Below are 16186 nucleotides of genomic sequence, written 5' to 3' on the forward strand. Positions count from 1 at the left end.
CTAGAAGCCCACCAGACCGGACGCCAGATCTGGAATGTCCAGGGATCGGATGGCCTCGTCCCGCACGTCCGAGCACGTCTCGGTCGTGATGTCGTCGACGATCGCTCGGTTCTGCACCACCTGCAGATTGATGACTCCGCTCTGCGCCGCCCAGGTCTGCACCAGGATGTTCAGCCCGCCGCGGCCCAGGGTTGGCCCCTGAACACGCCAATTGGACAGCTGCGCCTCGAGATCGGTGCACAACTGCTGCTTCTGTGCGTCGGTGATCACTGCGTCCGCGGGCGGTGCGGTGACCGTGGTGGTCGGTGCGACCGTCGTGGTGGATGACGAACCGGTGTTGGTGGTGTCGGTACTGCACGCCCCCAACACGGCGAGAAGCGCAGCCGCGCTTGCTACTGCGACTACGCTTCTCGCGGCAATGGAGGTCGATCCCCGTCTGAGTGTCATGCCCCAGAGTGTGCCACCCGAACGAGGCAGAGACGAGGACGATCAGTAGCTGTGTTCGGGCCCGGGGAAGACTCCCGACCGCACCTCGGACAGGTAGGTGGTCGCCGCGGTCCGCAGTGAATCGCCGACGTCGGCGAACTTCTTGACGAACTTCGCGGTCTTGCCATTGGTGTATCCGGCCATGTCCTGCCACACCAGAACCTGCGCGTCGCATTCGTTGCCCGCACCGATACCGACCGTCGGAATGGTGAGCTTTCGGGTGACCTGGCCGGCGATGTCGGCGGGAACCATCTCCATGACGACGGCGAACGCACCGGCCTCCTGGACTGCGATGGCGTCGGCCACAAGCTGCTCGGACGCGTCTCCGCGACCCTGGACGCGGAAGCCACCCAATGTGTTGACGCTCTGCGGGGTGAAGCCGACGTGGGCCATCACCGGGATGCCTGCGGCAGTGATCGCGGCGATCTGAGCGGCGACGCGCTCACCGCCTTCGAGCTTGACTGCGCCCGCGAGCCCTTCCTTCATGAACCGAACTGCGGTTTCGAGGGCCTGCTGCGGCGAGGCCTCGTACGTGCCGAAGGGCAGATCTGCGACGACGAGGGCGTGCGGTGCACCGCGGACCACTCCGCGGACCAGCGGGAGAAGCTCGTCGACGGTGATCGGCACGGTGGTGTCGTAGCCGTAGACGACGTTCGCTGCCGAATCACCGACGAGGAGAACAGGTACGCCGGCTTCCTCGAAGATGCGGGCGCTGGAGTAGTCGTAGGCGGTGAGCATTCCCCAGCGTTCACCGTCGGCCTTCATCTGCAGAAGATGGTGGGTGCGGGTCTTGCGGGTCAAGGCGGTGGAGGGCGCTTCCTGAGCAGCCCCGCCGTACACAGCAGTTTCGGACATCTTTGTCCCTTTCTGGTCCTCGAGGCCCGCTCGGCGGGTCCCCGGGATGGGGTGTGATGACGTGGTCGAGTCTGCCACTGCGCGCGACCTGCCGGAGCGCTACCGGCAGTGCAATTCGTCACACCTCGTCGACTGCGGTGTAGTCCCGCCAGCCGTTGGTGATCGGCATGCGGCGGTCGCGCCCGAACGCACGAGAGGTGACCTTGGTGCCGATCGGATACTGACGCCGCTTGTACTCCGACGCGTCGACCTTGCGCAGAATGTCCGCCACCACCGCCGCGTCGAACCCGGCCGCCACGATGTCCGCGAAGCCTTGATCGTGGTCGACGTAGCGGAACACGATGGCGTCCAGTTCGTCGTAGTCGGGCAAGGAGTCGGTGTCCAGCTGGCCCGGCCGGAGCTCGGCGGACGGCGGTTTGTCGATGCTCGACTCGGGGATCGGTGGGATGTCCCCGCGGTCGGCAGCGGACTTGTTTCGCCACCGCGCCAGATCCCAGACGAGCGACTTCGGCACGTCCTTGATCGGCGCGAAGCCGCCGACGGCATCCCCGTAGATCGTCGAATAACCAACGGCCAGTTCGGATTTGTTTCCGGTGGCCAACACCAGATGGCCGAAGCTGTTCGACAGTGCCATCAACAGCATGCCTCGGCAGCGGGCCTGAATGTTCTCCTCGGCGAGCCCGGTCAGGTGCAGCTGGTCTACGTAGCAGGCAACCATGTGGGCAATCGGTTCGACGCGGAAATGAATACCGGTGCGCGACGCGAAATCCTCTGCGTCGGTGCGGGAGTGACTCGACGAGTACGTCGAGGGCATCGACACTCCGTGTACGGCATCGCTGCCCAGGGCGTCGACGGCGATGGCGGCGACCACCGCCGAATCGATACCGCCGGACAATCCGAGGGCCACCGAACGAAAACCGTTCTTGTGCACGTAGTCTCGTAGACCGGTCACCAGTGCGCCCCAGACCTGTTCCTCGGTGCTCACGATCTCTGCGAGGAACGGCTCGGCTCGCTGCCAGCCGGTGACCGCCACGTCGGGGAGCGTCACCCGATCGATGGTCCAGCCCGGCACGTCGGCGACATCCGGACGTGGTGCAGCCGGGGCATCGACGTCGACGATCAGGAGATGCTCGACGAATTGGGGGGAGCGGCCCCAGGTGGAACCGTCCGGCCCGACGACGAAACTCGCCCCGTCGAACACCAGCTCGTCCTGGCCGCCGACGACGTTGACGTAGGCGATCGGAGCGCCGATCTCGGTGGCCCGTCGCAGGGCGATGGAGCGCCGCACCTCGTCCTTGCCCTGCTCGAAGGGGCTGGCATTGAGGCAGAGCAGCATGTCCACCCCGGCCGCGGCATAGGCGGGCACGGAGCCGCCGGGTTGCCAGATGTCCTCGCAGACAACGACACCGAGCCGCAGTCCGTTCACCGTCGTGATGCTCAGGCCCGATCCCGGAGCGAAGTAGCGGGCCTCGTCGAACACTCGGTAGGTGGGCAGTGAGTGCTTGTCGTATCGAGTGGTCACCCGCCCGTCGACGATCACTGCCGCGCTGTTCCGTGAACCCTCGGCGTCGCGATCGAGGTAGCCGACCACCACGATGCGATCGCCGCATCCGGCACTGTCCAAGGCGGTCGCCAACTCGGTCAGGGCGCGAGCGGATGCGGCGGCGAACGACGGTCGCAGAGCCAGATCCTCGACGGGGTACCCCGTCAGCGCCATCTCGGGGAACACCACCACGTTGGCACCGTCGTGGGCTGCGCGGACCGTCCACTCGACGATCGCCGCGGAATTCGCGGCGAGATCGCCGACGACGGAATTGATCTGGGCGAGGGCGAGTCGAAGTGCCTGCACTGCGTCCACGCTAGTGCTCGGACGACGTCCCCGCCCGGCAGCGGGAGCGAAGCGCTCGAAATACCTGGCACGATCGAGCCATGAGAACGCGCACCAGGAGCACGGCCGTGGCACTGTCCACGGTCGCCGTGTTGGCCGTCGGCTGCTCCACCTCAGAGCCGACAGCCACTCCCGAGAACTCCGCTGCGCCCGACAGTTCCCCGTCGGCATCCGCCGTCGGCCCGATCCCTTCGGGCCTCGAGACGTTCTACACCCAGACGCTGGAGTGGGAGTCCTGCGACCGGTACAACACCGACGGCAGCGAGCTGGGGAGTGCAGTCGAGTGCGCGATGGTGACCGTGCCGTTGGACTACGCCGACCCCGAGGGCACGACGATCGAGGTCGCCATCTCGCGGACGAAGGCGACGGGCGAGAAGATCGGATCGCTACTGATGAACCCGGGCGGGCCCGGCTCGTCGGGGCTCTACCTCGCCGGGCAGGCCGCCGGTACCGCCGTCGCCGATCGCTTCGATCGAATCGGCTTCGACCCACGCGGGATCGGAGCATCCGAGCCGGAAGTGCGGTGCCTGACGTCCGAGGAGATCGACGAGGAGCGTCGCGAACCCGATGTGGACGTCAGCCCCGAAGGCATCGCGGCGACCGAGGCCGAACATCGGGACTACGCCGCACAGTGCGTCGAGCGCACCGGGGCGGATGTGCTCGAGCATGTGGGTACCCGTGAAGTGGTGCGAGACATGGACGTCATCCGCGCGGTTCTCGGCGACGAGAAGCTGACCTACATCGGCTACTCCTACGGCACCCGGATCGGGACCGCGTACGCCGAGGAATTCCCGTCCAACGTTCGCGCGATGGTGCTCGACGGTGCGCTCGATCCGGACCAGTCACCCGTCGACGAGGCCGTCGCCCAGGGTGCCGCGTTCCAGACTGCGTTCGATCAGTTCGCCGCGGACTGCGCACAGACCGAGACCTGCCCGCTCGGAACCGACCCGGCGCAGGCCGTCGAGCAGTTCCGATCGCTGGTGGAACCGCTGATCGACCGGCCCGCCGAGACGACCGACCCCCGCGGTCTCAGCTACGACGACGCGATCACCGGTGCCCAGCAGGCGCTGTACTCACAGCAGCTGTGGCGTCTGCTGCGGGCCGGATTGAACGAATTGCGCGACGGGAGGGGCGACACACTGCTCCGGCTCGCCGACACCTACTCCGGACGGCTCGAGGACGGCAGTTACACCAACATCGACGACGCGTTCAATGCCGTTCGTTGCGTCGACGGCCCGCCGACCACCGATCGCGCAGCAGCCGACGAGGCAGACGCCAGGTTCCGCGCCGCCGCGCCGTATCTGGACGACGGCCGGGCGACGGGTAACGCGCCACTCGACCTCTGTGCCTTCTGGCCGGTGCCGAACACGAGCGATCCGCACATCGTCGACGTCGAGGGACTGCCGACGCTGGTGGTGGTCTCGACGACAAACGATCCGGCCACGCCTTATCAAGCGGGTGTGGAGTTGGCTGCTCAGCTGCGCGGCAATCTGGTGACGTACGAGGGCACCCAGCACACGGTCGCCTTCTCGGGCGTCGAGTGCATCGACGATCCGTTGGTGAACTACCTCGTCGATCTGGTTCCGCCAGGGGATGGATTGCGGTGCTGACGTGCTACCTCACGACCTGGGAAGTGCGCTGAGAGTTTCACGAAGTGAGACCGAATTCACGATGTAACACAGATTTAACTCCGTTTGCTTACTCTCGCGTTCATGGATCGTCAAAAGGAATTCGTGCTCCGGACCCTCGAAGAGCGCGACATTCGTTTCGTCCGCCTCTGGTTCACCGACGTCCTCGGGTACCTCAAGTCGGTGGCCATCGCCCCCGCCGAGCTCGAAGGGGCATTCGACGAGGGAATCGGTTTCGACGGTAGCGCCATCGAAGGATTCGCCCGCGTGTCCGAGGCCGACACCGTGGCCAAGCCCGATCCGTCGACGTTCCAGATTCTGCCGTGGTCCACCAGCAAGGGTCACCAGCACTCGGCGCGGATGTTCTGCGACATCGCCATGCCCGACGGCTCGCCGTCCTGGGCCGACTCACGCCACGTGCTGCGTCGTCAGTTGAGCAAGGCCGCGGACCTCGGATTCAGCTGCTACGTGCACCCCGAGATCGAATTCTTCCTGCTCAAGGACGCCCCGCAGGACGGCTCACCGCCGACCCCGGCCGACAACGGCGGCTACTTCGACCAGGCCGTGCACGACTCGGCCCCGAACTTCCGCAGGCACGCCATCGACGCGCTCGAGTCGATGGGAATCTCGGTCGAGTTCAGCCACCACGAGGCCGCGCCCGGCCAGCAGGAGATCGACCTCCGCTACGCCGACGCACTGTCGATGGCCGACAACATCATGACCTTCCGATACGTGGTCAAGGAAGTCGCCATCGAAGAGGGCGTGCGCGCGACGTTCATGCCCAAGCCGTTCAGTGATCAGGCCGGCTCGGCGATGCACACGCACATGAGCCTGTTCGAGGGCGACGCCAACGCCTTCCACAACCCGGACGACCCGATGCAGCTGTCCGAGACCGGCAAGTCGTTCATCGCCGGCATCCTCGAACACGCCAACGAGATCAGCGCCGTCACCAACCAGTGGGTCAACTCCTACAAGCGACTCGTGCGCGGCGGAGAAGCACCGACCGCTGCGTCGTGGGGACCGGCGAACCGCTCGGCACTGATCCGCGTGCCGATGTACACCCCGAACAAAGCATCCTCGCGTCGCGTCGAGATCCGCAGCCCTGATTCGGCGTGCAACCCGTACCTCGCGTTCGCGGTGCTGCTCGCGGCCGGTCTTCGTGGAATCGAGAAGGGCTACACCCTGCCGCCCGAGGCCGAGGAAGACGTGTGGGCACTGACCTCCGCGGAGCGTCGCGCCATGGGCTACAAGGAACTGCCGGGCAACCTCGATCAGGCACTGAACGCGATGGAAGGTTCCGAACTGGTCGCCGAAGCACTGGGCGAGCACGTCTTCGACTTCTTCCTCCGCAACAAGCGTCGCGAGTGGGAGGAATACCGCAGCCACGTCACGCCCTACGAGCTGAAGGCCTACCTGGGTCTTTAACAGCACGGCGTCGTCATGGGCTACGTTCTAGTCGATCGTGAATGGTAGTTCCGATGCCGGCGCGGGCACCCTCGCGTCGCATTACTGACGACGGGGTAAAACTGTGGCACGCCGAGGTGGATTTTAGATGGTGCGTCCTCCGACTTCCAGATCCGTCGTTCCCGGACCGGGCCGTCTGGGCCTGGTCGAAGAAACTGCGCCGTCCGATCTGCGCACTCTCGGATGGACGGATGAGGACAGCCTCGAGCTGCTCTGGTCGCTCTCGCGTGCGCCCAATGCCGATCTCGCGCTCCGCACCCTGGTGCGGTTGTACGAGTCGCTCGGTTCCGGCTGGTCGGAGTTCGACACAGCACTGCGCACGGACAAGGGATTCCGCGGCCGCATCCTCGGTCTCGTCGGTGCCTCGAGTGCGCTCGCCGATCACCTGGTTGCCGACGACAGCACCTGGCGTCTGCTGCTGACCAAGGAAGGCCAGAGCAGCGGAGTCTCGGCCAAGATCGAGCTCCCCACCAAAGCCACCCTGGTCGCGGAACTGCTCGAGGCCGTCGGTGCCGAGCCCGAGACCGGCCCCAACGCCGCACCGGACCTGTACCGCGCGTCCCTGATCGGGCCGCCCGCCGTGATCGCGCTGCGCAAGAAGTACCGCGACCAGATCATGGTGCTGGCGGCATACGACCTCGCCGCGACCGTCGAGAACGAACCCGTCCTGCCGTACACGGTGGTCGGATCGCAACTGTCCGACATGGCCGACGCTGCGCTCACCGCTGCGCTGGCCGTCGCCGTGGCCACCGTGTGCCCGGACACCCCGTGTCCGACGCGTCTGGCCGTCGTCGCAATGGGCAAATGCGGTGCACGCGAACTCAATTACGTCTCCGACGTCGACGTCGTGTTCGTCGCCGAGCCCGCCGACTCGCAAGCGAGCCGCATCGCCGGTGAAATGATGCGCATCGGGTCCTCGGCATTCTTCGAGGTGGATGCGGCGCTGCGTCCCGAGGGCAAACGCGGCGAGCTGGTCCGCACGCTGGATTCGCATGTCGCGTACTACAAGCGCTGGGCCAAGACCTGGGAGTTCCAGGCGTTGCTCAAAGCTCGCCCCATGACCGGCGACATCGCGCTCGGCAACGATTACGTCGACGCGGTCAACCCGATGGTGTGGTTGGCCAGCCAGCGTGAGGACTTCGTGCCCGAGGTGCGCGCCATGCGGCGTCGCGTCGAGGAGATGGTGCCGCCGGAGCTCCGCGAGCGCGAGATCAAACTCGGACGCGGAAGCCTGCGGGACGTCGAATTCGCGGTCCAGCTCCTGCAATTGGTGCACGGTCGAACCGACGAGTCGCTGCGAGTACTCGGCACGACCGACGCACTGACCGCGCTCACCGAGGGCGGCTACGTCGGCCGCGACGACGCTGCGAACCTGACGGCCTCCTACGAGTTTCTTCGGCTGATCGAGCACCGCCTGCAGATGCAGCGAATGCGTCGCACACACACCCTGCCTCCTCAGGACGACGAGGAAGCCCTGCGGTGGCTGGCACGTTCGGCGCACATGCGACCCGACGGCAACCGCGACGCACTCGGCGTGCTCAACGCCGAGATCAAACGTAACGCGCAGCGCATCAGGCGGTTGCACGCGAAGCTCTTCTACCGGCCGTTGCTGGACTCGGTGGTCAAGTTCGACTCCGAGACAGTGCGTCTGACCCCCGACGCGGCGACGCGTCAGCTCGCCGCGCTCGGCTACGCGACCCCGCAGAACGCGTTGGGTCACCTCCGTGCGCTCGTCGGCTCGGGTACCCGCCGCGGTCAGATTCAGGCCGTGTTGCTGCCGACTCTGCTCGAATGGCTCGCCGACACCCCTGATCCCGACGCCGGACTGCTCAACTACCGCAGGCTGTCGGAATCGGCGGGGGAGCAGACGTGGTTCCTGCGCGTGCTGCGCGACGAAGGCGCAGTGGCGCAGCGGCTGATGATCGTGCTCGGTTCCTCGGCGTACGTGCCGGATCTGCTGATCAAGGCTCCCGAGGTCATTCGGTTGTTCGCCGACGGACCCACCGGCCCCCGACTGCTCGACGCCGAGCCGGAGGAGACCTACCGCGCGATCCTGTCGTCCTCGGCTCGGTACGAGGACCCGGTACGAGCCATCAACGCAGCCAGGGCACTACGACGCCACGAACTGGCGCGGGTGGCCTCGGCAGACATTCTGGGCATGCTGGACGTACCTCAGGTGTGCCGCGCGCTGTCCTCGGTCTGGGCCGCAGTCATCAACGCAGCGCTTGCCGCAGCCGTACGCGCCAGCGAGAAGGAACGGGGAGAACCTGCACCGGCAACGCTGGCCGTCATCGGCATGGGTCGGCTGGGCGGCGGTGAGCTCGGCTACGGCAGCGACGCAGACGTGCTGTTCGTCTGCGAACCGGTGGACGGCGTCGACGAGACCGTTGCGGTCAAGTGGGCCAACACCATTGCCGACCGCATCCGCAAACTGCTCGGCGCGCCCAGCACCGATCCGCCCCTCGAGGTCGACACCGGTCTGCGGCCGGAAGGCCGAAGTGGACCGGTGGTGCGCACCCTGTCTTCGTACGCCGCGTACTACTCGCAGTGGGCTCAGGCCTGGGAAGTCCAGGCTCTGCTGCGAGCGCACCAGGTGGCCGGCGACCAAGATCTCGGAATCCGATTCCTGCTGATGGCCGACAAGGTGCGCTACCCCGAAGGCGGAGTGTCCGCCGACGCGGTCCGCGAGATTCGACGCATCAAGGCGCGCATCGACTCCGAGCGTCTACCCAAGGGGGCCGACCCCTCCACCCACACCAAGCTCGGACGTGGCGGACTGGCAGACATCGAGTGGACCGTTCAGCTGATCCAGCTCAGGTACGCGCACAAAGTCCTGACGCTGCACAACACCTCGACCCTTCAATCACTCGACGCCATCGGTGCGGCCGAGCTCATGAGCGAGACCGACATCGAATTGCTCAGGGAGGCATGGATCCTGGCGACGAAGGCACGCAACGCGCTGGTGTTGGTCCGCGGCAAGCCCACCGATCAGCTGCCGCGACCGGGAGCTGTCCTCTCCGCAGTCGCGCAGGTGGCGGGCTGGGAGAACGGCGATGCCGGAGCGTTCCTCGACAACTACCTGCGTGTGACGCGTCGGGCAAAGGCAGTGGTGGAGAGAACGTTCGGCGGACTCTAGTCCCGTCGGTCTCTAATCACTGCCCACGGTGACGAAGCCCTGCGCAACCATCCAGTCGCGCGCAACATCGGCTGGATCGCGGCCGTCGATGTCGACCTGCTTGTTCAACTCGGAGATGGCCTCGTTGGTCAACGCGTCCGAGATCGGAGCGGTCACCTCGGCGATCTCGGGGTACCGGTCGGCGATCTCCTGGCGGATGATGACCGTGGCGTTGTAGCGCGGGAAGAACGACTTGTCGTCTTCGAGCACCGTCAGGTTCAGGCCCTTGATGCGGCCGTCGGTGGTGAACACCTCACCGAAGCTGCACTGGCCACCCTCGGCCGTGGCCTGGTAGATGACACCGGTCTGCAGGATCTGCACGGGCAGCGTGCTCGCGTCGAATCCGTAGGTCGCTGCGAGCCCTGGCAGACCGTCCTGGCGGCTGTTGAACTCGGTCTCCACGCACAACGCCGCCGCAGCGGGATCTCGGTTCACCAGAGCGGCATAGTCGGACAGCGTGCGCACCCCGGTCGCCTGCGCCACCTGCTGATTCATCGCCAACGCATACGTGTTGTCCATCGGTGCAGGATTGACCCAGTCGATGCCGTTGGCCTTGTCGGCATCGCGCACGGCCTCGAACTGCTCGGTGGCGTCGGGAATGGGGGTTTCGTTGCCCAGAAAGTTGATCCAGCCGGTGCCCGTGTATTCGTAGGCGACGTCGACCTGGCCGCTCTGCATGGCCAGTCGCACGCTCTGCGAGCCGGCGATGTTGGTGAGGTCGCGAACGTCGGCACCTGCAGCGCTCAAGGCGAATTCGAGGATGTAACCCAGAATGATCTGCTCGGTGAAGTCCTTGGACCCGACGGTCAACTGCGCTCCCTCGAGGCCCGGGAGCGGGGTGATGCTGCCCGGTTCGACCGACAACGGCATCGCTCCGCCCGATTGCAAGCCACATCCGGTCAACGCCATGGTCGCGGCCGCACACAGGGCCACGAGTCGTCGAGTGCTGCGCCGCATCAGCGGAGTCCTTTCGGTCCGAGAAATGCCTCGGCGAGAGCGCCGAGCCAGTCGACCAGCAGCGCCAGAGCGACCGCGAGGACTGCTCCGACCACAAGGATGATCGGTTGGTTGAGCTTGTAGCCGGTGTCGATCAACACTCCGAGTCCGCCGGCACCGACGAGGAAGCTCAGGGTTGCAGTGCCAACGGCCAGCACCAGTGAGGTGCGCAGACCTGCGAGGATGAAGGGCACCGCCAGGGGGAACTCGATGCGCCGCAGGATGCCCATGTTCGACATGCCCTGACCGCGAGCGGCGTCGATGTAGTTCGGATCCACCGTCTGAAAACCCAGCATGGTGTTGCGCAGAACCGGGAGCAGTGAGTAGAACGCGATGGGTAGAACGCCTGCGGTGAAGCCCGTCCACCCGGTGGCCAGGAACAGCAGCACCAGCAAGCCGACCGCGGGTGCGGCCTGACCGATGTTGGCGATGCCGATGAACAGCGGAGCCAGCTTTCGATACCGGGGCCGCGTCAACAGGATTCCCAGTGGAACCGCTATGACGAGAACGAGGGCAGTGACGACGATCGTGATCGCGACGTGCTCTCGAACGGCGGTGAAGATGCTGCCGGCGTTCAACGTGCCGGACTGGGTGGCGGTGAGGTCTCGGCTGAAGGTGTACACCAACAGAACGGCCACGATGGCGAGGATGACCACGGGCTGGATCAGCAGCCTGAGACGTTCGGCCCGCTTGGCGGCTCGCGCGGTGTCCTTCGTGTCGTCGCCGGTATCGGCCAGAGTCGTCACGACGGAGTCCCTACGTCGGTGCGCGGCTCGTCGTGGTCGTTCGCGTGTTGGGACCGCAGGGACTTGACGGTATCGATCAGTACGTCGATCGTCACGGTGCCGACGTACTCGCCGCGGTTGCCGGTGACGGTGGCCGTTGCGTTGCCCTCGGACAGAAGAGCTTCGAGCGCGTCCTGGAGGGTGGACTGCGTCGAGACCATCTCGCCCATCGGCACACCGACGTCGCGCAGGCTCCCGACTCCGACGAGGTGGCGTCGATCGGTCCACCGAAGCGGGCGCTTGCGCGAGTCGAGGATGATTCCCCAGGCCTCGGGATCGGAGCCGAGAGCGGTGTTCATCATGTCCACCGAATCGTCCTCGCCGAAAACAGGGACGTCGGACAGTTCGATGTCGCGTACCCGCATCAAGGTCAACTGCTTCAACGCCGCTCCGGCACCGACGAAACCGGCCACGGTGTCGTCTGCGGGGTTGGCGAGAACGGCCTCGGGAGTGTCGTACTGGAGGATGGTCGATTGGTTGCCCAGAACGGCGATCCGGTCGCCGAGCTTGACGGCCTCGTCGAAGTCGTGGGTCACGAACACGATGGTTTTGCCCAATTCTGCCTGGAGGCGCATCAACTCGTCCTGCAGCAGTCCTCGGGTGATCGGATCGACCGCGCCGAAGGGCTCGTCCATCAACAGCACCGGGGGATCGGCGGCGAGTGCGCGGGCGACGCCGACACGCTGCTGCTGGCCACCCGAGAGCTGACGCGGATAGCGCTCGCGGTAGACCGCCGGATCGAGCCCGACGAGATCGAGCATCTCGTCGGTGCGATCATTGATGCGCTTCTTGTCCCACCCGATGAGCCCGGGCACCATTCCGACGTTCTGCGCGATCGTCATGTGCGGAAACAGCCCGGCCTGCTGGATAGAGTAGCCGATGGTGCGACGCAACTCGTTGGGGTCGATCGAGAGCGCGTCCTTGCCACCGATGGTGATGCGACCCGACGTCGGCTCGATCAGCCGATTGATCATGCGCATCGTCGTCGTCTTGCCGCAGCCCGAGGGCCCGACCAGAACGACGACCTCGCCGGCCGGAATCGTCATGGACACGTTGTCCACGGCCGCCAGCTTCTGCGCCGGGTAGCTCTTGGTGACGTTCTCGAGCACGATTTCCGCGCCGGAGACGTTCGATGTACGGGTCGAGTCACTCACGGATACCCCTCGAGGTGGTCAGTTTGCCGATCAACACGTAGATCCCGTCCAGGATCAACGCCAGCAGGACGATCAGGACAGTGCCGGTGAGGGCCTGCGGTAGGGCCGTGGGGCTGCCCACGCGCGCGAGCCCGGAGAACAGCAGGTTGCCCAGGCCAGGGCCTTTCGCGTACGCGGCGATGGCCAGGATGCCCATGGCCATCTGCGTGCTGATCCGCATCCCGGTGAGAATCGACGGCCAGGCGAGAGGGATTTCGATGCGTCGCAGCACCAGGGTGCGACTCATTCCGATACCGCGGGCGGCGTCGGCGACGGCCGGATCGACTGCAGCCAGACCGACGACGGTATTCCGGATGATCGGCAGCAGGGAGTAGAGGACCAACGCGGTCACCGTGGGCCGAACACCCAATCCCATGATGGGGATGAGCACGCCCAGCAGCGCGAACGAAGGGATCGTCAGGATGGTGCTCGCGAGTGCCGTCGCGATCGCCGACCCAGCGGGGCTGCGGTAGACGAGAACTCCGATCGCGACACCGATGACGGTGGCTATGACGACGCACTGTACGACGGCCGAGACATGCAGATAGGAGTCGATCGCCAACTGTCTTCGCCGTCCGACGATGAATTCCCACAGTGCATCCATGCAGTTGTCGTCCCTCTGTTCGCCGGTAGCGGATAAATACCTTTACCCCGCGTACCGACTATCAAACGCCGACCGGTCCCAATTCTTTGTCGATTGCCGAAAACTTTGCCGATCGGAGACAACCGAGAACACGAAAACGCCCGGCCGAAAAGATTCGGCCGGGCGTTTTCAGCGTGAAATCGGGTCGATCACACGTCGTAGTACAGCGAGAACTCGTACGGGTGCGGACGCAGGTTCACCGGAGCGATTTCCTGCTCGCGCTTGAGCGAGATCCAGGTCTCGATCAGGTCGGTGGTGAACACGCCACCCTCGGTGAGGTAGTCGTGATCGGCCTCGAGCCGGTCGATGACCGCGTTCAGCGAGGTCGGTGCCTGAGGAATGTTCTTGGCTTCCTCGGGCGGCAACTCGTAGAGGTCCTTGTCGACCGGTGCCATCGGCTCGATCTTGTTCTTGATTCCGTCCAGACCGGCCATCATCTGAGCGGCGAAGTTCAGGTACGGGTTACCCGAGGAGTCCGGCGCACGGAACTCGAGGCGCTTGGCCTTCGGGTTGTTGCCGGTGATCGGGATACGAACCGCGGCGGAGCGGTTGCGCTGGCTGTAGACCAAGTTGATGGGGGCCTCGTAGCCCGGCACCAGACGGTGGTACGAGTTGATCGTCGGGTTGGTGAACGCCAACAGCGACGGCGCGTGGTGCAGGATGCCGCCGATGTAGTGGCGAGCGAGATCCGACAGTCCGGCGTATCCGGCCTCGTCGTGGAAGAGAGGCTTGCCGTCCTTCCACAGCGACTGGTGCACGTGCATGCCCGAACCGTTGTCGCCGAAGAGCGGCTTCGGCATGAACGTCGCCGACTTGCCGTTCTGCCATGCGGTGTTCTTGACGATGTACTTGAACAGCTGCAGGTCGTCTGCCGCACGAAGCAGCGTGTTGAACTTGTAGTTGATCTCCTGCTGGCCGCCGGTGCCGACCTCGTGGTGCGCACGCTCGAGCTCGAAGCCGGCGTTCTGCAGGTTGGTCGAGATCTGGTCGCGCAGGTCGACGTAGTGGTCGTACGGAGCGACGGGGAAGTAGCCACCCTTGAAACGCACCTTGTAACCGAGGTTCGGGCTGCCGTCGGCCTCGGTCTCGGCTCCGGTGTTCCACCAACCCGAGGACGAATCGACCTCGTAGAACGCACCGTTCGCCTGCGAATCGAAGCGCACGGAATCGAAGATGTAGAACTCGGCCTCGGCACCGAAGTACGCGGTGTCGGCGATGCCGGTGCTGGCCAGGTACTCCTCGGCCTTACGTGCAACGTTGCGCGGGTCGCGGCTGTAGGCCTCACGCGTGAACGGATCGTGAACGAAGAAGTCGATGTTCAGCGTCTTGGCATTGCGGAAGGGATCGACCTGAGCGGTGGCGTAGTCCGGAAGCAGGATCATGTCGGACTCGTGGATCGACTGGAAGCCGCGGACGGACGAACCGTCGAACGCGAGGCCGTCCTCCAGCGTGTCTGCCGTGAACGCCTTGGCGGCGATCGAGAAGTGCTGCTGTGCACCCGGCAGATCCGTGAACCGGATGTCGACGTATTCGATTCCTTCATCTGCGATGAACTTGATGACCTCTTGGGCCGTGGAAAACGCCACGCTTTTGCTCCTTTGTTGAGTCCGTCAACCTGACGTTATGGACTTGGTGTTGCCCGCCCGTCAAGCTCGTGTTTCGCCCGTGTTACGCGTCCTGGCTCACGGCTGGCAGGGACAACAGTACGTCCAGGTGTTTTCCCGTGTGCCCGACCGCGCCTATCCTGGAAATCATGGCACGAATGACAGGGTCCTGGTTGTCCGGACCGGCCTCCGCGAACCCACGTGAACCCCAGAACTTCCGGGGGGAGGAGTTGGGCCTTCCGCAGCAGGGCGTCGGCGCGCTGGCCGGTACCGGCCGCAGAGTCCTCGCGTTGCTGCTCGATTGGACGATGGCCACCGGCGTGGCGTCGCTCATTCTCGGTGGATACACCACGAGCGGACTGATCTCGACGATCGTGCTGGCAGTGTGGTTCGGCGTCGGACTGGTGAGCGTCTCGCTGTTCTCGTTCACTCCGGGGCAGTTCATCGTCGGTATTCAGGTGGCACGCATCGACGCACACGCGCGGGTCGGCTTCGTGCGCGCGCTGGTTCGCCAATTGATTCTGCTGTTCGTCGTCCCGGCCGTCGTCACCGACATGGACGGTCGAGGAATGCACGACCGTGCAACGGGAACAGCCCTGCTGCGGACCCGCTGAGGGTCTGCGCATCAGGGCTGTCCGAGTGGTCGTGAGTGGCTAGCGGCGCTTCATGGTCCGCTGAACACCCTTCATCTTGGCTCCGCCGGGAATGGGTCCCTTCGGCATCGCCGGGCCACCCTTGGTGCCCAGAGCGGACAGCCGCGACTCGATGGTGTCCATGCGCTTGCCGTCGATGTTCTTCGGCAACTTCGACAGGTACTTCTGCAGACCCGAGAGCGGAATCTGGTTCTCTTCGTTTCCGACGATGATGTCGTAGATCGGAGTGTCGCCCACCAAACGGGCGGTTTTCTTCTTCTCCTGAGCCAACAGTGACTTCACGCGATGCGGTGCACCCTCGGCCACGAGAATGACACCGGGCTTGCCGATGACTCGATGCACGGCGTCGAGATGGGTAGTTCCGGCGATCGCATTGGTCACTCGCCACGACCCCTGCAGGTTGTCCAGGGCCCACGCGGCCGCGCCCGCCTGCCCGTCTGCCTTCTTGTACACCGATTTCTGCACGCGGCGACCGAAGATGATGAACGCAACCAGGACGCCCAGGAGCAGTCCGATGGGGAGCAGGAACCACTGGAAGTCGAAGGCCAAGCCGATGAGGAACCCGAGGAGCCCGAGCCCGACCACCGACCCGATCATCAGCGGAAGGAGAACCTTGTCGTCCTTGCGCTGCATCTGAAACGCCTGCCAGAGCTGCTTGCGTCGTTCCCTCGATGCCTGCTTGCGCGCCGCCTTGGCAGCCGCTTTTGCTTCCTTGCTGGGCTTTGCTGCTTTGCCAGCCTTACTGCCTTTCGCCATACGTCACAGGATACGTCCTGTGCCGACGCTCACGTGCACCGCGCCGGGTTGGCAAAAGAT

The 16186-nt window shown here is 65.2% G+C and carries 13 protein-coding genes; 4 read left to right on the forward strand and 9 right to left on the reverse strand.

Going from position 1 to position 16186, the window contains the following annotated elements; all coding sequences use genetic code 11:
- The 3 genes from AB0366_RS26025 to AB0366_RS26035 form a co-directional block, all read right to left on the reverse strand.
- Entirely contained in the window at window positions 1-447 is a 447-nt protein-coding gene (locus AB0366_RS26025) for a hypothetical protein (RefSeq protein WP_366246548.1), read from the reverse strand.
- 42 nt (window positions 448-489) lie between these two features.
- Entirely contained in the window at window positions 490-1341 is an 852-nt protein-coding gene (gene panB / locus AB0366_RS26030) for a 3-methyl-2-oxobutanoate hydroxymethyltransferase (RefSeq protein WP_121869570.1), read from the reverse strand.
- A 118-nt stretch (window positions 1342-1459) separates the two neighbouring features.
- Window positions 1460-3190, reverse strand: coding sequence for an NAD+ synthase (locus AB0366_RS26035; RefSeq protein WP_366246549.1), 1731 nt, complete (start codon window positions 3188-3190; stop codon window positions 1460-1462).
- Window positions 3191-3270: 80 nt separating this feature from the next.
- On the opposite strand from AB0366_RS26035, the gene AB0366_RS26040 reads away from it, so the two are divergent.
- From AB0366_RS26040 to AB0366_RS26050, 3 genes are all read left to right on the forward strand, one after another.
- On the forward strand, window positions 3271-4839 hold the full coding sequence (locus AB0366_RS26040) for an alpha/beta hydrolase (protein WP_366246550.1): 1569 nt from the start codon (window positions 3271-3273) through the stop codon (window positions 4837-4839).
- A 102-nt stretch (window positions 4840-4941) separates the two neighbouring features.
- Window positions 4942-6282, forward strand: coding sequence for a type I glutamate--ammonia ligase (gene glnA / locus AB0366_RS26045; protein WP_032379097.1), 1341 nt, complete (start codon window positions 4942-4944; stop codon window positions 6280-6282).
- Window positions 6283-6409: 127 nt separating this feature from the next.
- A complete protein-coding gene (locus tag AB0366_RS26050; protein WP_366246551.1) occupies window positions 6410-9457 on the forward strand; it encodes a bifunctional [glutamine synthetase] adenylyltransferase/[glutamine synthetase]-adenylyl-L-tyrosine phosphorylase in 3048 nt (1015 codons plus the stop codon).
- Between the two features lie 12 nt (window positions 9458-9469).
- Here AB0366_RS26050 and AB0366_RS26055 read toward each other — a convergent pair whose 3' ends face one another.
- From AB0366_RS26055 to glnA (AB0366_RS26075), 5 genes are all read right to left on the reverse strand, one after another.
- Window positions 9470-10453, reverse strand: coding sequence for a glycine betaine ABC transporter substrate-binding protein (locus tag AB0366_RS26055; RefSeq protein WP_121869573.1), 984 nt, complete (start codon window positions 10451-10453; stop codon window positions 9470-9472).
- The gene (locus tag AB0366_RS26060) at window positions 10453-11238 is read right to left on the reverse strand and encodes an ABC transporter permease (protein WP_366246552.1); all 786 of its coding nucleotides are present in this window, start codon (window positions 11236-11238) and stop codon (window positions 10453-10455) included. The genes AB0366_RS26055 and AB0366_RS26060 overlap by 1 nt, the downstream gene beginning before the upstream one ends.
- Window positions 11235-12431: an ATP-binding cassette domain-containing protein gene (locus tag AB0366_RS26065; RefSeq protein WP_366246553.1), complete on the reverse strand. Its 1197-nt coding sequence runs from the start codon at window positions 12429-12431 to the stop codon at window positions 11235-11237. The genes AB0366_RS26060 and AB0366_RS26065 overlap by 4 nt, the downstream gene beginning before the upstream one ends.
- Complete coding sequence (locus tag AB0366_RS26070; RefSeq protein ID WP_037192916.1) at window positions 12424-13074, reverse strand: ABC transporter permease; 651 nt, start codon at window positions 13072-13074, stop codon at window positions 12424-12426. Before AB0366_RS26070 ends, AB0366_RS26065 begins: the two co-directional genes overlap by 8 nt.
- 188 nt (window positions 13075-13262) lie before the next feature.
- Complete coding sequence (gene glnA, locus AB0366_RS26075; protein WP_032368128.1) at window positions 13263-14699, reverse strand: type I glutamate--ammonia ligase; 1437 nt, start codon at window positions 14697-14699, stop codon at window positions 13263-13265.
- Window positions 14700-14866: 167 nt separating this feature from the next.
- On the opposite strand from glnA (AB0366_RS26075), the gene AB0366_RS26080 reads away from it, so the two are divergent.
- The gene (locus AB0366_RS26080; protein WP_121869575.1) at window positions 14867-15331 is read left to right on the forward strand and encodes an RDD family protein; all 465 of its coding nucleotides are present in this window, start codon (window positions 14867-14869) and stop codon (window positions 15329-15331) included.
- A 39-nt stretch (window positions 15332-15370) separates the two neighbouring features.
- Here the strand turns inward: AB0366_RS26080 and AB0366_RS26085 are convergent, their stop codons facing one another.
- Entirely contained in the window at window positions 15371-16126 is a 756-nt protein-coding gene (locus AB0366_RS26085) for a DUF4191 domain-containing protein (protein WP_314141479.1), read from the reverse strand.
- Window positions 16127-16186 lie beyond the last annotated feature (60 nt).

Source organism: Rhodococcus sp. NPDC076796 (genome assembly GCF_040702765.1).
Classification (GTDB): domain Bacteria; phylum Actinomycetota; class Actinomycetes; order Mycobacteriales; family Mycobacteriaceae; genus Rhodococcoides.

What these genes read in the sequence shown, in the direction of transcription:
- AB0366_RS26085 (WP_314141479.1), bottom strand. Translation starts at nt 16,126, where the DNA reads ATGGCGAAAGGCAGTAAGGCTGGCAAAGCAGCAAAGCCCAGCAAGGAA.
- AB0366_RS26055 (WP_121869573.1), bottom strand. Translation starts at nt 10,453, where the DNA reads ATGCGGCGCAGCACTCGACGACTCGTGGCCCTGTGTGCGGCCGCGACC.
- AB0366_RS26040 (WP_366246550.1), top strand. Translation starts at nt 3,271, where the DNA reads ATGAGAACGCGCACCAGGAGCACGGCCGTGGCACTGTCCACGGTCGCC.
- glnA (WP_032379097.1), top strand. Translation starts at nt 4,942, where the DNA reads ATGGATCGTCAAAAGGAATTCGTGCTCCGGACCCTCGAAGAGCGCGAC.
- panB (WP_121869570.1), bottom strand. Translation starts at nt 1,341, where the DNA reads ATGTCCGAAACTGCTGTGTACGGCGGGGCTGCTCAGGAAGCGCCCTCC.
- AB0366_RS26080 (WP_121869575.1), top strand. Translation starts at nt 14,867, where the DNA reads ATGGCACGAATGACAGGGTCCTGGTTGTCCGGACCGGCCTCCGCGAAC.
- AB0366_RS26025 (WP_366246548.1), bottom strand. Translation starts at nt 447, where the DNA reads ATGACACTCAGACGGGGATCGACCTCCATTGCCGCGAGAAGCGTAGTC.
- AB0366_RS26070 (WP_037192916.1), bottom strand. Translation starts at nt 13,074, where the DNA reads ATGGATGCACTGTGGGAATTCATCGTCGGACGGCGAAGACAGTTGGCG.
- AB0366_RS26050 (WP_366246551.1), top strand. Translation starts at nt 6,410, where the DNA reads ATGGTGCGTCCTCCGACTTCCAGATCCGTCGTTCCCGGACCGGGCCGT.